This is a genomic window from Rhizobium sp. 22-785-1 (assembly GCF_053521965.1).
Window position 1 is genome coordinate 140,908 of record NZ_JBNWDI010000003.1, and the last position, 16,919, is coordinate 157,826.

Genomic DNA, 16,919 nt, shown 5'->3' on the forward strand with positions numbered 1-16,919 from the left:
CAATCTCGCCGGATACAAGGTCCGGTGGCTTGTCAACGTATCAAGACGGAAACCCCGCCTTCATGCGCGTTTCACATAAATGCAAGGGCCTTACGAGGCCAGCGCTTTCATGCGTTTATTTAAGAGCGGGTTGGCGTTTTTCCCACCGCACCGCAAGCGAAATTTTGACATTTCGCAGTTTATTCCAGCCCTCAGGCTGCCTGACCAGACAGCTTGCGCCGCCCTGCAATCTTGCCGAAGGCCTCAACGGCCTTCTCAATGTCGTCTTCCGTCGTAGCATGCCCCAGCGAGATGCGCAGGGCACCAAGTTTTGGATCCTGCCCCATCGCGGTCAGCACGTGGCTCTCCCCGACCTTGCCAGAAGAGCACGCAGAGCCAGCTGATAGAGCGATGCCCTCGATATCGAAAGCGATCTGCCCCGTTTCCGACTTCAACCCGGGAAGCGTGAAGAAGGTGGTGTTGCCAACCCGCGTCACACCGGCACCGTGAATGATCACATCCGGAGCGTTGGCGCGCATTCCATCTTCAAGCCGCGCCCGCAACGTCGCCAAGCGTGCGCTTTCTGTTTCCTGCATCACCGCTGCCTCCTTGGCGGCAACGCCAAAGCCGATAATGGAAAGCGTATTCTCCGTGCCCGAACGATGACCCTTTTCCTGCCCACCACCATGGATGAGCGGCAGCGGCATCATCACTTCACCACGGGAAATCAACGCGCCCGCGCCTTTCGGGCCGCCGATCTTGTGCGACGAAACGATCAGGAAATCCGCATCCAGCGCATCGATGTCGACAGCGATCCGCCCGACAGCCTGAACGGCATCAACGACCAGCAATCCACCAGCGGCATGAACCAGTTGCGCCGTTTCCTTCACAGGCTGGACGATACCGGTTTCGTTGTTCACTAGCATCAGCGCCACCATGGGAAGGCCCGATGCTCGATCATGCTGGGACAGCAGATGTCCGAGCGCCTCAATATCGAGCATCCCGTGCGCGGTCACCGGAACTTCGGTCATGGCGGACTTGTCGAACCGCCCGCCTTCTCGAATGGCAGGGTGTTCGATTGCCGAGACATAGAGATGACTTACCGTCAGGGGCGCACGGCCCATCTTGAAGCGCGGCGACAGCACGAGGTTGGCAGCTTCGGTCGCGCCACTGGTAAAGACGACGTGCGAGGCTTGCCCACCGACCAGAGCGGCGACATCGCGGCGCGCGGCTTCGACTGCGGCGCGAACCCCACGGCCTTCCTTATGGACGGAGGATGGGTTGCCGGAAAGATCGAGAGCAGAGACAAGCGCATCACGGACGGCGGGCAGCAAAGGTGCTGTCGCATTCCAGTCCAGATATGTGCGCTCCGCTGTGCCCATGGCGCAAATCGTGCCTTTATCCCGATCATTCGCGCGTTAAAGCGCATTTTCCTTGAAATTTCCGTCACCCTTGCCTTATGACACCACCAACAGCGCCACGGAACACAAGTTTCGAACAGTTCTAAACTAGGTTTTAGAAAAGCTGACCATCTACGTCAAGTCTTCTTGCCGGTGAAAGCGTCAGAAACATAAGAACCGACCGGAGTATCTATGCCCGAAGTCATTTTTAACGGCCCCGCAGGTCGTCTCGAAGGCCGCTACCAGCCCTCCAAGGAAAAAAGCGCCCCGATTGCCATCATTCTTCATCCGCATCCGCAGTTCGGCGGCACGATGAACAATCAGATCGTCTACCAGCTCTTCTACATGTTCCAGAAGCGCGGCTTCACGACGCTGCGCTTCAACTTCCGCTCCATCGGCCGTAGCCAGGGCGAATTCGACCACGGTGCGGGCGAGCTGTCGGACGCTGCGTCTGCACTCGACTGGGTGCAGAGCCTGCATCCTGATTCCAAGAGCTGTTGGGTCGCTGGTTACTCTTTCGGTTCCTGGATTGGCATGCAGCTTCTGATGCGCCGTCCGGAAATCGAAGGCTTCATGTCGATTGCGCCGCAGCCGAACACCTACGACTTCTCCTTCCTTGCCCCCTGCCCGTCTTCTGGCCTGATCATCAACGGCGATGCGGACAAGGTTGCACCTGAAAAGGACGTCAACGGCCTGGTCGAAAAGCTGAAAACTCAGAAGGGTATTCTCATCACCCACCGCACCGTGCCTGGTGCTAACCACTTCTTCAGTGGCAAGGTGGACGAGTTGATGAGCGAATGCGGCGACTATCTCGACCGCCGCCTGAACGGCGAACTGGTGCCGGAGCCAGCGGCCAAGCGCATTCGCTGAAGATCGACAAGACATTCAAAGCCGCCGGTCACTCCGGCGGCTTTTTTCATTATGGCAATGTGCCATTTTAATGTGTCACTGTGACCCGGCTCAGTTCACATCAACTTGACCGTACTGCGATTTGATCGTGCATGACGGCAGTATATTCAAATGTCGGACACACAAGCCCCTCAATGGTCATGGGTTGGCACAAGCGCATCCCGATCTTGGTCAGGACGTTCTGCGAGGCAACGTTGTTCGGGTGGGTAAAAGCAATGAACTTGTTGGCGATTTTCCGGTCGAAGAACCAGTCTCTAAACGCCATTCCAATTTCCGTCGCATAGCCCTTCCCCCAGTCGGTTTGACACAGCGAGTAGCCTAGTTCGAAATCGGGCCTCTCTCCCCCAAAGAAGTAAAAACCGGCCCTCCCGAGAAAACGATCGTCGTCACGCGAAAGAAGCTTGTACTTCGTGGTGCCATAACGGTGGTGATCCTCGACCCAGCGCGACAGCCGTTCTTCGCACTTCTCCAGGCTCCAGGGTGCCGATCCCGTCAGATACCGTGTCGTTTCGATTGTAGAGTGCAGTTTATGGACAAGGGCAACGTCGCCAGGCGCCCACATAGCGACTTTCAGCCTCTCGGTCTCGAATATGACTTCCTCGTACATTCTTCTGCCTTCCCTTTGCCTCACCGCTCTCTCCCGCCGTCCGCGTGAAACGCAGCACAACCAAGCCAACATTCATGGCCGAAACGGGTGTAATTTTCAAAAAACAATGATAAAGCCGCTGCCATTCACTGAAATGCAGTGAAGGTAACGACAATCCAGAAAGTAAAAGGTTATGTCCAGGTTCAAGTCCGATTTCCTCCGCACGCTCGATGAGCGCGGCTTCATTCACCAGATCTCCGATGAGGCAGGTCTCGACGAACTGTTCGCCAAGGAAACCGTGACTGCCTATATCGGCTATGATCCGACCGCGCCAAGCCTTCACGCGGGCAGCCTTATCCAGATCATGATGCTGCACTGGATGCAGAAGACCGGACATCAACCGATTTCGCTGATGGGCGGGGGCACCGGCATGGTCGGCGACCCGTCGTTCAAGGACGAAGCGCGTCAATTGATGACCGTTGACACGATCGAGAGCAATATCGCTTCGATCAAGCGCGTGTTTTCGAACTACCTCGACTATGATCGCGCCGAAAAGCCAGCACTGATGATCAACAATGCCGACTGGTTGCGCGAGATAAACTATCTCGAGTTCCTGCGCGACGTGGGCCGCCATTTCTCCGTCAACCGCATGTTGTCCTTCGAAAGCGTGAAAACACGCCTCGACCGCGAGCAGTCGCTGTCGTTCCTCGAGTTCAATTACATGATCCTTCAGGCCTACGACTTCGTGGAACTGAACAAGCGCACTGGCTGCCGTTTGCAGATGGGTGGTTCGGATCAGTGGGGCAATATCATCAACGGGATCGATCTCGGCCACCGCATGGGAACGCCGCAGCTTTACGCATTGACCTCGCCGCTTCTGACGACCTCATCAGGTGCAAAGATGGGCAAGTCGGCCAACGGCGCGGTCTGGCTCAACCCCGATATGCTGTCGGCCTATGATTTCTGGCAGTACTGGCGAAACACGGAAGATGCGGATGTCTCCCGCTTCCTAAAGCTCTACACCACGCTGCCGATGGACGAGATCGCTCGGCTTTCGGCGCTCGGCGGCTCGGAAATCAACGAGGTCAAGAAGATCTTGGCGACCGAGATCACCGCCATGCTTCATGGTCGGGAAAACGCAGAACAGGCTGCCGAAACCGCTCGCAAGACTTTTGAGGAAGGGGCGCTTTCCGACAACTTGCCGTCGATCGAAGTGCCGAAGACAGACTTGGAAGCAGGCATCGGTCTTCTCTCGCTGATCGTGCGTGCCGGTCTCGCCGCGTCGAACGGCGAAGCCCGTCGGCACGTTCAGGGCGGTGCGGTGCGCATCAACGACGAGAGCGTTTTGGATGAGCGCAAACTTATCGGCTCGGGCGAAGTCACGGCAGATGGCGTCATCAAGCTTTCCCTTGGCAAGAAGAAGCACATGCTGGTGCGACCAGCCTAATCCATTGCCAAAGTCTGAGGGCCGCGAAAGCGGCCCTCACATCAATCTGATCAAGCACTTGAACGCGACCCAAGATCGCGACGTCAAAACTCAGGGAATTCGAGCTTCGAGCTATCGTAGCCGAGTTCCTTTGCCTTCCTGACCATCGCAGCCAGCTTGGCTTTGGACGGAACGGAGCGAGAATAAATCCACAGATTCTCCATGTCCGGCGTTGCACTGATGAACCACGTCTTGTCCGGTGAATTGTAGAGCACCCAGTAATTGAAGGTGATAAAGAGCGGATAGCGAACCCGCATCTTCGCCATGGTCGTTTTTGCGTCCGTTATCGTGCCAATTCCCTCGATCGTCTTGAGCTTTCCGGTCGGCGATCCTTCGCGGCATCCATCCTCAATCACCACCTGGCCGGGCGAAGAGCCGGGCTTGTAGATCGAATAGCCAGCCACGCAGCCATCCGTCAGCCACATGGGCGTTCTGCCAATTTCAAGCCACTTCCCGCGATAATGCGACATGTCCGTCTGCGCAACCGCTGGCGCTTTCCCCATCTCTGCCTGCGCTGGGGAAAAGACGCTGGTGCCCAATGCGCACGAGACGAGGCCTGCGCTGGCCCATCGAAGCAATGTGTTCATGCTGGTTCTCCGCCAAAGTGTCGCCGGAAACGCTCGGCTTGCCAAAGCGGTTGCATCAACAAGATGGTGAAGAGGATCACGAGGTCACGGAGCGTCCATCGGGATATTCCGCCGGTCCCTTCACCTCCAACAAATTGTCGAAAGGATCGCGGATATAAAAGGAATGCCCCATGCCACGGGCGCCGCCATGCATCGCCTCACGCTCGATGGTCACCCCATGATGCTCCAGATGTGCTTGCAAGGCATCATGCTCGAACGGTCCCGTCGCTATGCAGACATGGTCGACATTTCGCCCACCGGCCACCGGTGGCGCAGCCTTTTGGCCGCCTGGGTGAGTGATATCCCACAAAACGATCAGCGACGCGCCGCACCAAACCTGCTCCATGCCAAGTGCCGGGTAGGAGTAACCCGGTCGGCAGCCCAAAACATCATGGTAAAAGGCGAGCGCTTTTTCCATATCGTCTACCAGTAGCACGACGTGGTCGATCCCCACGAGCGAAAACGGCACATGCGATGTCACGAAAGATCCTCCCAAACTGACGGCAACAACCATCACGCAATTGCGGGCGGGGTCAACCGCAAAACCTCACGGAGAACCGGCAACGCCGAGTCGCACCATCAGCTCGTCCACAGAGGTCTCGCAACCTACCTCCAGCTTTTGCAGAGACAGGCGTGATACCTCCTCATTGATAAAGCGGTTGAAAGCGAGGGCACGCTGAGCGAACTTGTCGATCAGAAATCTCTTATCAGGATCACGCGCCTCGTAATCACTTTCTACCTTGATGCGACGCCCCAGCACACCTTCGGCAGCCACGAGCCAAGTTGCGCTAATATTCTGCGTGTCCAGCTGCGCAACCAGTTCCGGCAAGAGTGCGGAACCTTCCAGCACCAGACGTTCTCTTCCCTCGATCAGCGGCAGAACCAGCGGTGTCCACATGGATCGATAATGAGTAAGTACCGACTGCATCATCTCATCCAGCGACAGATCGCGGTAATGTTCGACGACATGCGGCGGCAGTTGCTCGGGCGGATCGCGCCAAGGCCTTCCGGGATGCTTGGCGAGACTATCGGTCGATATGCAGCGACAATTGAGGCACTCCGCAACGGCAGCGGCCAGTGTCGATTTTCCCGCATGGGATGGTCCGCCGATGAGAAACAAGCGATTAGTCATTGGCTCCCTCGTACTATTTCTGCAGGCGGCAGAAACTGTGAAGAGTAGACGCTGTCAAAGGCATTTTTAGGGGAGGATACGAAGCCAAGTGGCACGCCCTAGGGGAGTCGAACCCCTCTTTTCAGAATGAAAATCTGACGTCCTAACCGATAGACGAAGGGCGCGTGCGCTTGGTTTGTGGCGCCCTTATAGTCAGAGGTTTTCGATACCGCAAGCGGTAAAATGCGCGATTTGACAAAAAAATGACATCACGCCCGCAAAGCCCTGAAAAACAAGGATTGGCTATTCAAAACAAAAGCTTGTTCGATTGCAAAAAAGCCCGCGGCACCGGTTGGGACGGGTGCTGCGGGCTTCTCATCTCGATGGATTACCGTCGAGACGTGGGTGCTCAAAGCGAGCGTGTCCAGCGCGATAGAATAGCCTTGCTTGTTTCTTCATAGGCCTCTGCGCGAGAGAGGCCGATATCTGCAAGTTGTTCGGTAGAAAGATCGTAAAGGCTAAGGCGGCTCTGGCGTTTGGCGTGCCAATACGTCACGCGCCGCAACATGCGTGCCAGAAAGCCTGATGCCTCCTCCGGCGCAAAAGGCCTTGCGGGCGTCATCCGGTCACGGACGGACATTACCCGATGTGAATCACCACTGCTCTGATCCGTCGAAGCCAGATATTCTTCCATCTTGCGCATGATTGTACCCTATTTTGAATTCAGCGCTTGCGATCAATCTCGAGACAATCAATACAATTGACATCGATAGGGATACAATTCATATATTGTCACCATGACAAATTGGCTTCCGAACATCACCGAAGGCTCAGGCCCAATCTATGTGCGTCTCGCAGACCATATCGAAGCCGCGATCGCAGACGGCGTGCTGGCACCAGGTACGAAGTTGCCGCCGCAACGTAATCTCGCCTTCGATCTTGGCGTGACGATCGGCACGATCAGCCGTGCCTACTCCCTGATCCATGAACGTGGCCTCGTCAGCGGCGAGGTCGGGCGCGGGACCTATGTGAATGATCGTAAACCCGTAGAAGCGATATCCAGGGCAATGGAAAGTCCGTTCGGCGGAACACGGGTATCGATGGCTGCCCCTGGCCAGATCTCGTTCAACGGCACCGCTGCACCGGACAACGGCCAACAAGGCATTATCGCCGCCCATGTGACTGAGATCGTCAAGGACAAGCCTTCGGAGATCATGGACTACACACGCACCTTTCCGTCATTCTGGACGGAAGCGGGTGCCAGATGGCTTGCGCATCAAGGCTGGTCTCCCAAGCCTGAAAATGTCGTCACGACACTTGGCGCCCATGCGGGCGTAATGAGCATCATCACCGCAATGACCGCTCCTGGGGACCGGATCGTCTTCGAACCGGTGACCTATTCGCAGATCAGCAGGGCTGCGTCACTGTCCGGCCGCCGAATCTCGGTTGTGGACATCGATGCCGACGGCATCATCCCGGATGAGTTCGAACGCATCTGCGCTCAACAACATCCAAAGATCGTCTTCTTGATGCCTGCGGGCCAAAACCCGACCTGCTCGACACTCCCCCTTGAACGCCGCAAGGCAATCGTCGAGATCGCCCACCGCCACAATGTCTGGATTGTCGAAGACAATCTCTACGGCGCGATGACAGGCAACGAATTGCCTTTGATCGCCGAGCTTGCACCTGACAGAACGTTTCTGGTGAACGGTCTTTCCAAATCGGTCAGCGCCGGCTTGCGCGGCGGCTGGCTCGCCTGCCCGCCAGCCTTCGTCACGCGCATTCGGGTGGCGCACAAGATGCTGACCGGTGGCATTCCTTTCCTGATGGCGGAGCTTTCCGCGAGGCTGGTGATCAGCGGCGATGCGGATGCCATCCGCAAGGCATGCATCAGTGAAATCGAGACGCGACGAGGTATCGTCAGCGAAACTTTGAAGGGCGTTGATTTCAATAGCGCGCCGGGAATTGCGTTCGTCTGGGTGAAGCTTCCCGAACCCTGGCTTTCAGGTACGTTTCGGAATGCCGCGATGAACGAGAATGTTCTCATTGACGATGAAGATGAGTTCAAACCCGCCAGAACCGATCGAATATTTCATCGAGTGCGCATCAGCTTTTCGCTACCCAAGACCCATGACGAGCTGAAACGTGGGCTCAGTGTCTTGAGAAGGCTCCTCGACAATGGGTCCGCGGGCTACGACAGCATCGAGTAGAGGCGCGCAAGACGCTGAATTGAAGGCCCGCAAGGGCATTTTCCTATCGCAAGAGAGCATGTCTTAGGGTAAAGAACCGGAAATTCCCGTACCGGCTCGAACCCCGTGAGACCTATGACACTTCCAAATCATATTCAGATCACCCCGGAACTCGTTGCATCCCACGGGCTGAAGCCCGATGAATATCAGCGCATTCTCGACCTGATCGGACGCGAGCCGAGCTTTACCGAACTGGGCATCTTCTCGGCCATGTGGAACGAGCACTGCTCCTACAAGTCCTCGAAGAAGTGGCTAAAGACGCTGCCGACCAAGGGTCCGCGCGTCATCCAGGGACCGGGCGAAAACGCTGGCGTCGTCGACATCGACGATGGCGACTGCGTCGTCTTCAAGATGGAGAGCCACAACCACCCCTCCTATATTGAACCCTATCAGGGTGCAGCGACCGGCGTCGGCGGAATCTTGCGTGACGTCTTCACCATGGGTGCGCGCCCGATTGCCGCGATGAACGCGCTGCGCTTCGGCGCTCCCGACCACCCGAAGACCCGCCACCTCGTGGCAGGCGTCGTTGCCGGTGTCGGTGGGTATGGTAACTCCTTCGGCGTTCCGACTGTGGGCGGCGAAGTCGAGTTCGATCCGCGTTACAACGGCAACATCCTCGTCAATGCCTTCGCCGCAGGCCTTGCAAAGTCCGACGCGATCTTCCTGTCGGAAGCCAAGGGTGTCGGCCTGCCGGTCGTCTATCTCGGGGCCAAGACCGGCCGCGACGGCGTCGGTGGTGCGACCATGGCCTCTGCGGAATTTGACGAATCCATCGAAGAGAAGCGTCCCACCGTTCAGGTCGGCGATCCCTTCACCGAGAAGTGCCTGTTGGAAGCCTGCCTGGAGCTGATGAAGACGGGTGCCGTCATCGCCATTCAGGACATGGGTGCCGCCGGTCTCACCTGCTCCGCCGTCGAAATGGGCGCAAAGGGTGACCTTGGCATCGAGCTGAACCTCGATCAGGTTCCGGTTCGCGAAGAGCGTATGACCGCCTACGAAATGATGCTGTCCGAAAGCCAGGAGCGTATGCTCATGGTTCTCGAGCCCTCCAAGGAAGAGGTCGCCAAGGCGATCTTCGTCAAGTGGGGTCTGGATTTCGCCATCGTCGGCAAGACGACGGACGACCTGCGCTTCCGCGTTCTGCACAATGGCGAGGAAGTCGCCAACCTGCCGATCAAGGAGCTGGGCGATCAGGCACCGGAATATGACCGTCCGTGGACGCCGGCAAAGGTCTCCGCGCCGCTTTCCGAAAACGACATTCCGGAGACCGATATTGCCGATGCGCTCATCAAGCTTGTCGGTTCGGCCAACAATTCATCGCGCAGCTGGGTGTACGAACAATATGATACGCTGATCCAGGGCAATTCGCTTCAGCTGCCGGGCGGTGACGCCGGCGTCGTGCGCGTCGAAGGTCATGAGACGAAGGCGCTGGCCTTCTCCTCCGACGTCACACCGCGCTATGTCGAGGCCGATCCCTTTGAGGGCGGCAAGCAGGCCGTTGCCGAATGCTGGCGCAACATCACCGCCACCGGCGCGCTGCCGCTGGCCGCTACCGACAACCTGAACTTCGGCAATCCGGAAAAGCCGGAAATCATGAGCCAGCTCGTTCACGCCATCAAGGGCATCGGCGAAGCCTGCAAGGTTCTGGAATTCCCAATCGTTTCGGGCAACGTCTCGCTCTACAACGAGACCAACGGCCAAGCGATCCTGCCCACCCCCACCATCGGCGGCGTCGGCCTGTTGAAAGACTGGTCGAAGATGGCTCGCATTCGCTTTGCTGCCGCAGATGAGATCATACTGCTTGCCGGTGCACCGGCAGGTCTGGGAACCCATATCGCCCAGTCGGTTTACATGCGCGACATTCATGGCCGCATCGACGGCCCTGCCCCGCATGTTGATCTGGAGAATGAAAAGAAGACCGGCGACTTCGTTCGCACCATCATCACAGCAGGCCTGACGAGCGCAGTTCACGATTGCTCCTCCGGCGGCCTCGCCCTTGCGGTTGCAGAAATGGCGATTGCATCCGATATCGGCGCAACGATCGATGCGGTTTCCGGTAACAATCCGATCCTGGCCTTCTATGGCGAAGATCAGGGACGTTACGTGCTGACCGTCAAGCAGTCCGATCTCGAAACCGTTAAGGCGCAAGCCGCTTCCGCGGGCGTCTCGCTCGCTGTTATCGGTAAAACCGGCGGCTCTTCGGTAAAGCTGGGTACGGCGCGCGGGGTCGAGATTAAAGAATTGCGCAACGCCCATGAATCATGGTTCCCTCAGTTCATGGACGGCGAGACACTCGTCGCAGCAGAATAAGAATTGAGGAGTAGACACCATGCCCATGAAGCCCGGCGATATTGAAGACATGATTAAAGCTGGAATTCCCGGAGCAAAGGTCACCATCCGCGATCTGGCCGGGGATGGCGATCACTACGCCGCTGAAGTCGTGGCAGACGCCTTCAAGGGCAAGACGCGCGTGCAGCAGCACCAGATGGTCTATGACGCATTGAAGGGCAATATGGGTGGCGTGCTGCATGCATTGGCGCTGCAGACTTCCGCCCCCGAATAAACTGCTTTCGCTCAGCAAAAAGGCCTGCGTGATACCCATCACGCAGGCCTTTTTCGTTAGGGCTCCCGGTTCACCGAAATGTCAGGGGCGGCTCGTCGGACTTCAGGCTTACAAATGACGCAGCTGGTAGCGGACCTGCCGTCAGCAGCGTGAAATCGAAGCCGGACTTGCGGTCCGATCCCAGCACGTATTGACGATGCATGCGCAAGAAATTGAACTTGTTCTTACGGTAGCGCTCATCCGACAGCGAGTGTTTGAACTTGATACGCACGATCTTGGGCTGTGCGGCATCCGCATGCCCGGTCAGATGCGCCGTGTTGCATTTATAGAGGTGGATCGGGTCCGAAAGGCACTGGATATCAAACCATACGATCCGTGCATCGCGTGCGAGTGTGCCGATGCTCTGGCGCAACCGATCCGCTTTTGAAATGAACGCGCATTGAAGTGCTGCACCGCCCAAGGTGACGAAAGAGATATTGCGTCCATCAAAGGCGCCCGGCTTCAACTCCAGCACACGGCCAACCACCGCGAGCGCCAGGCTTGCCCCCATGCTGTGGGATACAAAAAGCACTTCGTCCGACGGTGTTTCGAGAGCGAGCAGGATTTTGCGCGCCTTGTCCTCGATCCAGGCACGCGCAACCGGCTCGTCGCGGCCCACCATCAATGCAAAGCGCCAGTCGGCAAAGAGATGCAAGGTATGGAACCGGGCAGAAAACGGGATAACCAGCTTGTAGAAGAACAGCCACGCCGCCGGCACACTCAAAAGACAGAGAAACGGTGGAACATTCAGCAGCAGCGGCGACACGGCAATCAACGTCGAAAAGACGAGACCCGTGAAGATCAGAAGATAGGGGAAGAGGAAGAAGAGGCCGAACCGCCAGGCGTGACGAAAGTACCTGAAGGCCGCACCGCTGGTGATGATCTCTGCGCCCGCCTTGAACCCAAGCGCAATCTGTTTCCAGATGGGAGGCGCTCTCAGATCTGAAATGATACTGTTGTGATCATGCACATAGATGGTGCTCTTCGTTTCGTGACCGTTGGAGATCGAGACCACCTCCATTCGGCTACCCGCCTCGACTTCTTGAACCGGGCCGACGGCATAATCGAGACCAAAGGTCTTGCCGGATTGAGCAGCACTGCGCTCATAGCGCCGGTGATGGGCCGCCGCATCCAGGGGATCGAAGCCGGGGAAGTAGAAAACGAGACGTGAAGAGACAGACGCCATAAAACGAGCCAAGGGTTCAAAACCTGAAGGTTGCGAAGAGCCCAAAAGGATCGCTTGATACAATGGGTGTCGCCCATATAGTAAAGACCGTGGCTTAATTATGTTTTATATCATAAGCGAGCTGGTGGATTTTGTTGCGGAGCGGAGAAGATCTTGTCGAAAATCGTTGATCAGATCATCGCAAATGTGGTGAAGGGTGCCATGTCGGAAATCCTGTCCAAGACAGGTGTACGCAAAACGCGACGCGCGCGGGGCAAGGCAAAATCTGGCACATCCCTCGGGGGTGGCATCCTTGGCGGGATTTTGGAGGCGGCACTCGGCGAGAAGCCCGCACGAAAGACAAGACGAGCGCCTGCGAAGAAACAAGTCAGCAAACGCCGGACAGCCGCCGCTCGCAGCAAGCAGAGGGCGCGGTAGGCCTGTAGTCCCTCATTACGTCTGCTGGTGCTTCATCAGTTCAGACACTGTGACGAATTGAAAGCCACGCGAACGCAAACCGTCGATGATCTTGGGTAGAGCCTGGCGCGATGCTTCGCGGCTTCGATACATGACATGCAGCAGAATGATTGAGCCGCTCCTCGCGTTCTGGATCACATACTCAGCGATCGCATCAGCGTCCTCTGCAATATCCGGGTAGGATTCCGGCTCTACATCCCAGGTGATCGAGGTGCGCGCGGTTTGCGACAAATACCACGGCAAGGTAAAAAGCTTCTTGCCATAGGGCGGGCGGAAGTAGATTTCGCCCTGATATCCCGCCGCGCGAATGGCGCGATCCGTTGTCTCGATTTCGTCGCGCACCTTGGCGAGGCCCATCAGGCTCATGTTGGAGTGCGAGAAGGAGTGATTGGCGACCTCGTGTCCGCGACGGACGATGTCGGCTGCAAGCGCTGGCGTTCCTCAATCTCTTTGCCTGTGAGAAAGAAAGTCGCCTTGACGTTCTTCTCATCCAAAAGGTTCAACACATCGCGCGTATACCGGAGCGTGGGACCATCATCGAGCGTCAAAGCCACAAGCGGCTCGCTTGTCTCCACGCGTGAAACGATCGTTCCGAAGAGTTGATAGCCACGCGCCTTGCTCAGCTGGAATGACCCGAAAACCGAGAGCAGCACCACCAGCGCTGCGATAATCCACACACCAAATTTTCGCATGTCTTGTCCCGGCTTTGGTTGAATGGAGCATCAGCGCACCACATTTTCAGGGCAGCACCATGACTGCTTGTTTCAATTCCGAACGCTCGCCGTTTTTTCGCCTTTGCGACTGGAAATAACGACATTCCATGTTATTTAAGAGCGAACGAAGCAGCGGCCTTGACCCGCATGTGAAAGGAATTCAGCCATGAGCGGCATTCACGACATGATCGACAACGAAGTGAAGAGCAACGATATCGTTCTTTTCATGAAGGGTACGCCCCAGTTTCCGCAGTGCGGTTTCTCCGGACAGGTGGTCCAGATTATGGATTACCTTGGCGTTGATTATAAGGGTGTCAACGTTCTGGCTGATGCTGAAATTCGACAGGGCATCAAGGACTATTCCAACTGGCCGACGATCCCGCAGCTTTACGTCAAGGGCGAGTTCATTGGCGGTTGCGACATCGTAAGAGAAATGTTCCAATCCGGCGAACTTCAAAGCCACCTTCAAGAACAGGGTATCAGCGTCCGCGGCGCGGCCTGATTTCGGCCGGTTCATCCGGCCCACCCTGATTGTCAGAAAACTATGCCAGGCGTTGCGTCATGCAACGCCTTTGCCGTTCTTTTGAGGCAATCCATTGACAAATCCTCCACAAACGACCGCTTCGCCCGCAGGCACTATGGGGCGCACGGAATTCATTGGCCTAGCCGCCATGCTGATGGCGCTCAATGCTCTTGCCATCGACATCATGCTCCCGGGCCTCCAGGAGATCGGCGCTTCACTCGGCGTCGATAATGAGAACCATCGCCAGTATGTCGTCTCGGCCTACCTGCTCGGCTTCGGCATCGCCCAGCTTTTTTACGGCCCGCTGGCGGATCGCTTTGGTCGCCGCAAACCGATGCTGTTCGGCCTAGGTATTTATATCGTGTCATCTATCGCAGTGATCTTTGTGCCGAGTTTTGCCGGCCTCCTGGCGCTGCGTTTCATCCAGGGTATCGGTTCAGCCGCAACACGCGTCATCACCGTCTCTATCGTTCGCGACATCTATGGCGGGCGTCAGATGGCCGAAGTCATGTCGCTGATCATGATGGTATTCATGGTAGTGCCGGTCATTGCACCGGGGACAGGCCAGATCGTCCTGTTCTTCGGAGACTGGCACCTGATATTTGGTTTCATGGCAGCAATCGCGGCCATCGTAACGATCTGGATGTATACGCGTCTTCCCGAAACGCTGCGTCCGGAAGACATGCGCCCCCTGACGGTTTCATCCGTACTGGCGGGCTTCAAGATCGTCCTGACCAATCGGGTGGCGCTCTGTTACACCATCGCCAGCATGATCATCTTCGGCGCGCTGTTCGGTTTCATCAATTCCGCCGAACAGGTCTATAAGGGCATCTACGATCTCGGTGCGTGGTTTGCCGCAGCCTTTGCCGCGGTCGCACTGTTCATGTCGCTGTCGTCCTTCCTGAACTCGAAATTGGTTGGGCGCTACGGCATGCGCAAGCTGTCGCATGGTTCGTTGCTCGGCTTCATCACCATCAACTTCATCTGGTTGATGATGATGGTCTTCGGGCCCCATCCATTGCCCTTCGCGCTGTTTATCGTGATGTTCGGTCTGTCGATGTTCCAGTTCGGCCTGATCGGTTCGAACTTCAACTCGCTCGCCATGGAGCCACTTGGCCATGTGGCGGGAACGGCGTCTTCCGTCATTGGCTTTTTGGGAACGGTAGGCGGCTCGCTGATTGGTGCAAGTATCGGGCAGGCTTTCAACGGCACCGCACTACCCATGGTCAGCGGCTTCTTCATCGTCTCCGTGATAGGCTTGGTCTTCGTGCTGATCGGTGAAAAAGGCAAGCTGTTCCAGGCTCATAACAAGCCAACGCACTGAGTTGAATATTAAACGAAAAAGGGCGCGGTTGTCACAACAACCGCGCCCATCCTTGTGCAATATGTCGGCAGATCACACTGTAAAAATCCGCTCGCGCAGAACTGTCCACGTCTCTTTATCCGGAGCCAGCAGCAAGCCGCCACTCGCATGGTTTGGCAGATAAGGAGAACCGTCGAAGCGGGCAGCGTAAGCACCCGCTTCCTGCGAAATCAGTGTGCCAGCCAGATGATCCCAAGGCATCAGCTTGTTGTACATCAGGAAGTGCATGTGGCCGCCGCAGAAGATGCGGTATTCATGCGCTGCGCAGCGATAACTGGTGAAGAGCCGGACATCGGCGAGATTGTTTAAGATGCGACGGCGCGTCTCGACGTCGAAGTAGCCTGTATTGGCAATACCGACCATCTGCGACAGTTCCGGCGAAGGAACCACCTGCAACTGGGTCTGGGAGCCATCCGCACTGCAAAGCCAGGCTCCAGAGCCTTTTTCCGCTATCACCCAGTCATTGCCCATCGGATCGAAGATGATACCCGCAACCGTCTCACCCTTCGAGACGACGCTCAGCATCACACCGAACAGCGGCAATCCGGCAGCGAAGTTATAGGTTCCGTCGATGGGGTCGACGACCACGGCAAGGTCAGCGTCGCCGAGTTTGTCCAGCAGCGATGGATCTGCCGCAACCGCTTCCTCGCCGACGAAAAGAGCATCGGGCATGAACTCGGCAACACGGGCGCGGATCAAACGCTCCGCCGCCTCGTCGGCCTCCGTGACCAGATCGATCGCTTCGGTTTTTACCCGCACGTCACCCTCTCCGAGATTGCGAAATCGCGGCAGGATTTCCACCGCTGCGGCTTCCTGAAGGGCATTGGCCAGCGAGGCGATGTCGAGTTCCACGGACATGGACGGTTCCTTTACATGTTCAGATCAAAGACCGAGAATTTCTCGGCGCAGCATCTTCCAGCTTTCCCTGTCGGGTGCAGAGAGGATGCCGCCCTCGATATCTCCCGGACGATAGGGCGTGCCATCGAGCTTTGCCGTGTGGCCGCCTGCTTCCTGATGGGTTAGCACGCCTGCCAGATGGTCCCAAGGCATAAGCTTCTCATGACCGATGAAATGCAGCTTGCCGGCTGCCACCAACCAGTATTCGTGCGCCGAGCAATTCAACGACAGCGCCATTTTCGTCTTCGCCATGTTGGCCGCGATCATCGGCCGGCGGTCCGGATGGCTGTGCCCCCAAGAAAAAATACCGACCATATCCGTCAGACCGACCGCCTCGGCGACTCGCATTTTCGCTTCGCTGCCGTTTTCGCGCTTCAGCACGGCACCGGCGCCTTTGACCGAGACGATGCTGTCGCCCATCACTGGATCATGAATGATGCCAGCGACCGTTTCACCTTTGACGGTCACGGCAAGAAGCGTTCCGAAGGCTGGAAAGCCGGACGCAAAGTTGAACGTACCGTCGACCGGGTCGATCACAAAGGCAAGCGGCGCATCACGCAGAGCGGGGATGACGGAACGATCCGCATCATAGGCTTCTTCCCCAACAATATGAGCAGAGGGAAATCGCTGTAACAAAGCTGCAGTGATGCGCTTTTCAGCAAGGATATCGGCTTCCGTAACCAAATCTACAGCCGACGTCTTCTCGGAAATGGCAGAAGCGCTGAGATTGCGAAAGCGTGGCATGATTTCACTCGCGCCAGCATCGGCGACAGTCGCGACGAGGAAATCAATATCTGAATCGGAAAGGGTCATCGAAGGCAATCTGAAAAGGT

At 56.9% G+C, this 16,919-nt stretch carries 17 protein-coding genes, 1 tRNA gene and 1 pseudogene; 8 read left to right on the plus strand and 11 right to left on the minus strand.

Going from position 1 to position 16,919, the window contains the following annotated elements; translation table 11 throughout:
* Positions 1-191: 191 nt before the first annotated feature.
* Entirely contained in the window at positions 192-1,361 is a 1,170-nt protein-coding gene (locus tag ACQZ5M_RS08310) for a cysteine desulfurase family protein (RefSeq protein WP_449079444.1), read from the minus strand.
* Positions 1,362-1,571: 210 nt separating this feature from the next.
* Between ACQZ5M_RS08310 and ACQZ5M_RS08315 the strand changes: the two genes are divergently transcribed.
* On the plus strand, positions 1,572-2,249 hold the full coding sequence (locus ACQZ5M_RS08315) for an alpha/beta hydrolase (RefSeq protein WP_062441481.1): 678 nt from the start codon (positions 1,572-1,574) through the stop codon (positions 2,247-2,249).
* A gap of 100 nt (positions 2,250-2,349) precedes the next feature.
* Here ACQZ5M_RS08315 and ACQZ5M_RS08320 read toward each other — a convergent pair whose 3' ends face one another.
* Entirely contained in the window at positions 2,350-2,895 is a 546-nt protein-coding gene (locus ACQZ5M_RS08320; RefSeq protein ID WP_449079445.1) for a GNAT family N-acetyltransferase, read from the minus strand.
* Between the two features lie 172 nt (positions 2,896-3,067).
* On the opposite strand from ACQZ5M_RS08320, the gene tyrS reads away from it, so the two are divergent.
* Positions 3,068-4,321, plus strand: a complete 1,254-nt coding sequence (gene tyrS, locus ACQZ5M_RS08325) for a tyrosine--tRNA ligase (RefSeq protein WP_449079446.1) — start codon at positions 3,068-3,070, stop codon at positions 4,319-4,321.
* Between the two features lie 83 nt (positions 4,322-4,404).
* On the opposite strand, the gene ACQZ5M_RS08330 is transcribed toward tyrS, so the two are convergent.
* From ACQZ5M_RS08330 to ACQZ5M_RS08350, 5 genes are all read right to left on the minus strand, one after another.
* Positions 4,405-4,947 (minus strand): lipocalin family protein, encoded by a 543-nt coding sequence (locus ACQZ5M_RS08330; protein ID WP_449079447.1) that lies wholly within the window; start codon positions 4,945-4,947, stop codon positions 4,405-4,407.
* Positions 4,948-5,023: 76 nt separating this feature from the next.
* Positions 5,024-5,467 (minus strand): VOC family protein, encoded by a 444-nt coding sequence (locus tag ACQZ5M_RS08335; RefSeq protein WP_449079448.1) that lies wholly within the window; start codon positions 5,465-5,467, stop codon positions 5,024-5,026.
* Between the two features lie 66 nt (positions 5,468-5,533).
* Complete coding sequence (locus ACQZ5M_RS08340) at positions 5,534-6,118, minus strand: hypothetical protein (protein ID WP_449079449.1); 585 nt, start codon at positions 6,116-6,118, stop codon at positions 5,534-5,536.
* Between the two features lie 89 nt (positions 6,119-6,207).
* A tRNA-Glu gene (locus tag ACQZ5M_RS08345) sits at positions 6,208-6,282 on the minus strand.
* Positions 6,283-6,506: 224 nt separating this feature from the next.
* Positions 6,507-6,800 (minus strand): DUF1127 domain-containing protein, encoded by a 294-nt coding sequence (locus tag ACQZ5M_RS08350; protein ID WP_296085462.1) that lies wholly within the window; start codon positions 6,798-6,800, stop codon positions 6,507-6,509.
* A 94-nt stretch (positions 6,801-6,894) separates the two neighbouring features.
* On the opposite strand from ACQZ5M_RS08350, the gene ACQZ5M_RS08355 reads away from it, so the two are divergent.
* The 3 genes from ACQZ5M_RS08355 (at position 6,895) to ACQZ5M_RS08365 (ending at position 10,909) form a co-directional block, all read left to right on the plus strand.
* Positions 6,895-8,307, plus strand: coding sequence for an aminotransferase-like domain-containing protein (locus tag ACQZ5M_RS08355; RefSeq protein WP_296085466.1), 1,413 nt, complete (start codon positions 6,895-6,897; stop codon positions 8,305-8,307).
* A 114-nt stretch (positions 8,308-8,421) separates the two neighbouring features.
* Positions 8,422-10,656, plus strand: coding sequence for a phosphoribosylformylglycinamidine synthase subunit PurL (gene purL / locus ACQZ5M_RS08360; RefSeq protein WP_449079450.1), 2,235 nt, complete (start codon positions 8,422-8,424; stop codon positions 10,654-10,656).
* Positions 10,657-10,675: 19 nt separating this feature from the next.
* Positions 10,676-10,909, plus strand: coding sequence for a BolA family protein (locus ACQZ5M_RS08365; protein WP_003516012.1), 234 nt, complete (start codon positions 10,676-10,678; stop codon positions 10,907-10,909).
* A 70-nt stretch (positions 10,910-10,979) separates the two neighbouring features.
* On the opposite strand, the gene ACQZ5M_RS08370 is transcribed toward ACQZ5M_RS08365, so the two are convergent.
* Positions 10,980-12,134: a hypothetical protein gene (locus ACQZ5M_RS08370; protein WP_449079451.1), complete on the minus strand. Its 1,155-nt coding sequence runs from the start codon at positions 12,132-12,134 to the stop codon at positions 10,980-10,982.
* 153 nt (positions 12,135-12,287) lie between these two features.
* Here ACQZ5M_RS08370 and ACQZ5M_RS08375 point away from each other — a divergent pair, with 153 nt between their 5' ends.
* Positions 12,288-12,551, plus strand: coding sequence for a hypothetical protein (locus ACQZ5M_RS08375; protein ID WP_449079452.1), 264 nt, complete (start codon positions 12,288-12,290; stop codon positions 12,549-12,551).
* A gap of 15 nt (positions 12,552-12,566) precedes the next feature.
* Here the strand turns inward: ACQZ5M_RS08375 and ACQZ5M_RS08380 are convergent.
* Positions 12,567-13,282: pseudogene (locus ACQZ5M_RS08380) on the minus strand (polysaccharide deacetylase family protein).
* A gap of 187 nt (positions 13,283-13,469) precedes the next feature.
* On the opposite strand from ACQZ5M_RS08380, the gene grxD reads away from it, so the two are divergent.
* A complete protein-coding gene (grxD, locus tag ACQZ5M_RS08385; protein WP_296021984.1) occupies positions 13,470-13,805 on the plus strand; it encodes a Grx4 family monothiol glutaredoxin in 336 nt (111 codons plus the stop codon).
* Positions 13,806-13,941: 136 nt separating this feature from the next.
* Positions 13,942-15,150 (plus strand): multidrug effflux MFS transporter, encoded by a 1,209-nt coding sequence (locus tag ACQZ5M_RS08390; protein ID WP_449079604.1) that lies wholly within the window; start codon positions 13,942-13,944, stop codon positions 15,148-15,150.
* Positions 15,151-15,222: 72 nt separating this feature from the next.
* On the opposite strand, the gene ACQZ5M_RS08395 is transcribed toward ACQZ5M_RS08390, so the two are convergent.
* Together ACQZ5M_RS08395 and ACQZ5M_RS08400 are read right to left on the minus strand one after the other, a co-directional pair.
* Positions 15,223-16,047: an inositol monophosphatase family protein gene (locus tag ACQZ5M_RS08395; RefSeq protein WP_296085472.1), complete on the minus strand. Its 825-nt coding sequence runs from the start codon at positions 16,045-16,047 to the stop codon at positions 15,223-15,225.
* Between the two features lie 24 nt (positions 16,048-16,071).
* Positions 16,072-16,899, minus strand: a complete 828-nt coding sequence (locus tag ACQZ5M_RS08400; protein WP_296098381.1) for an inositol monophosphatase family protein — start codon at positions 16,897-16,899, stop codon at positions 16,072-16,074.
* Positions 16,900-16,919: the final 20 nt, after the last annotated feature.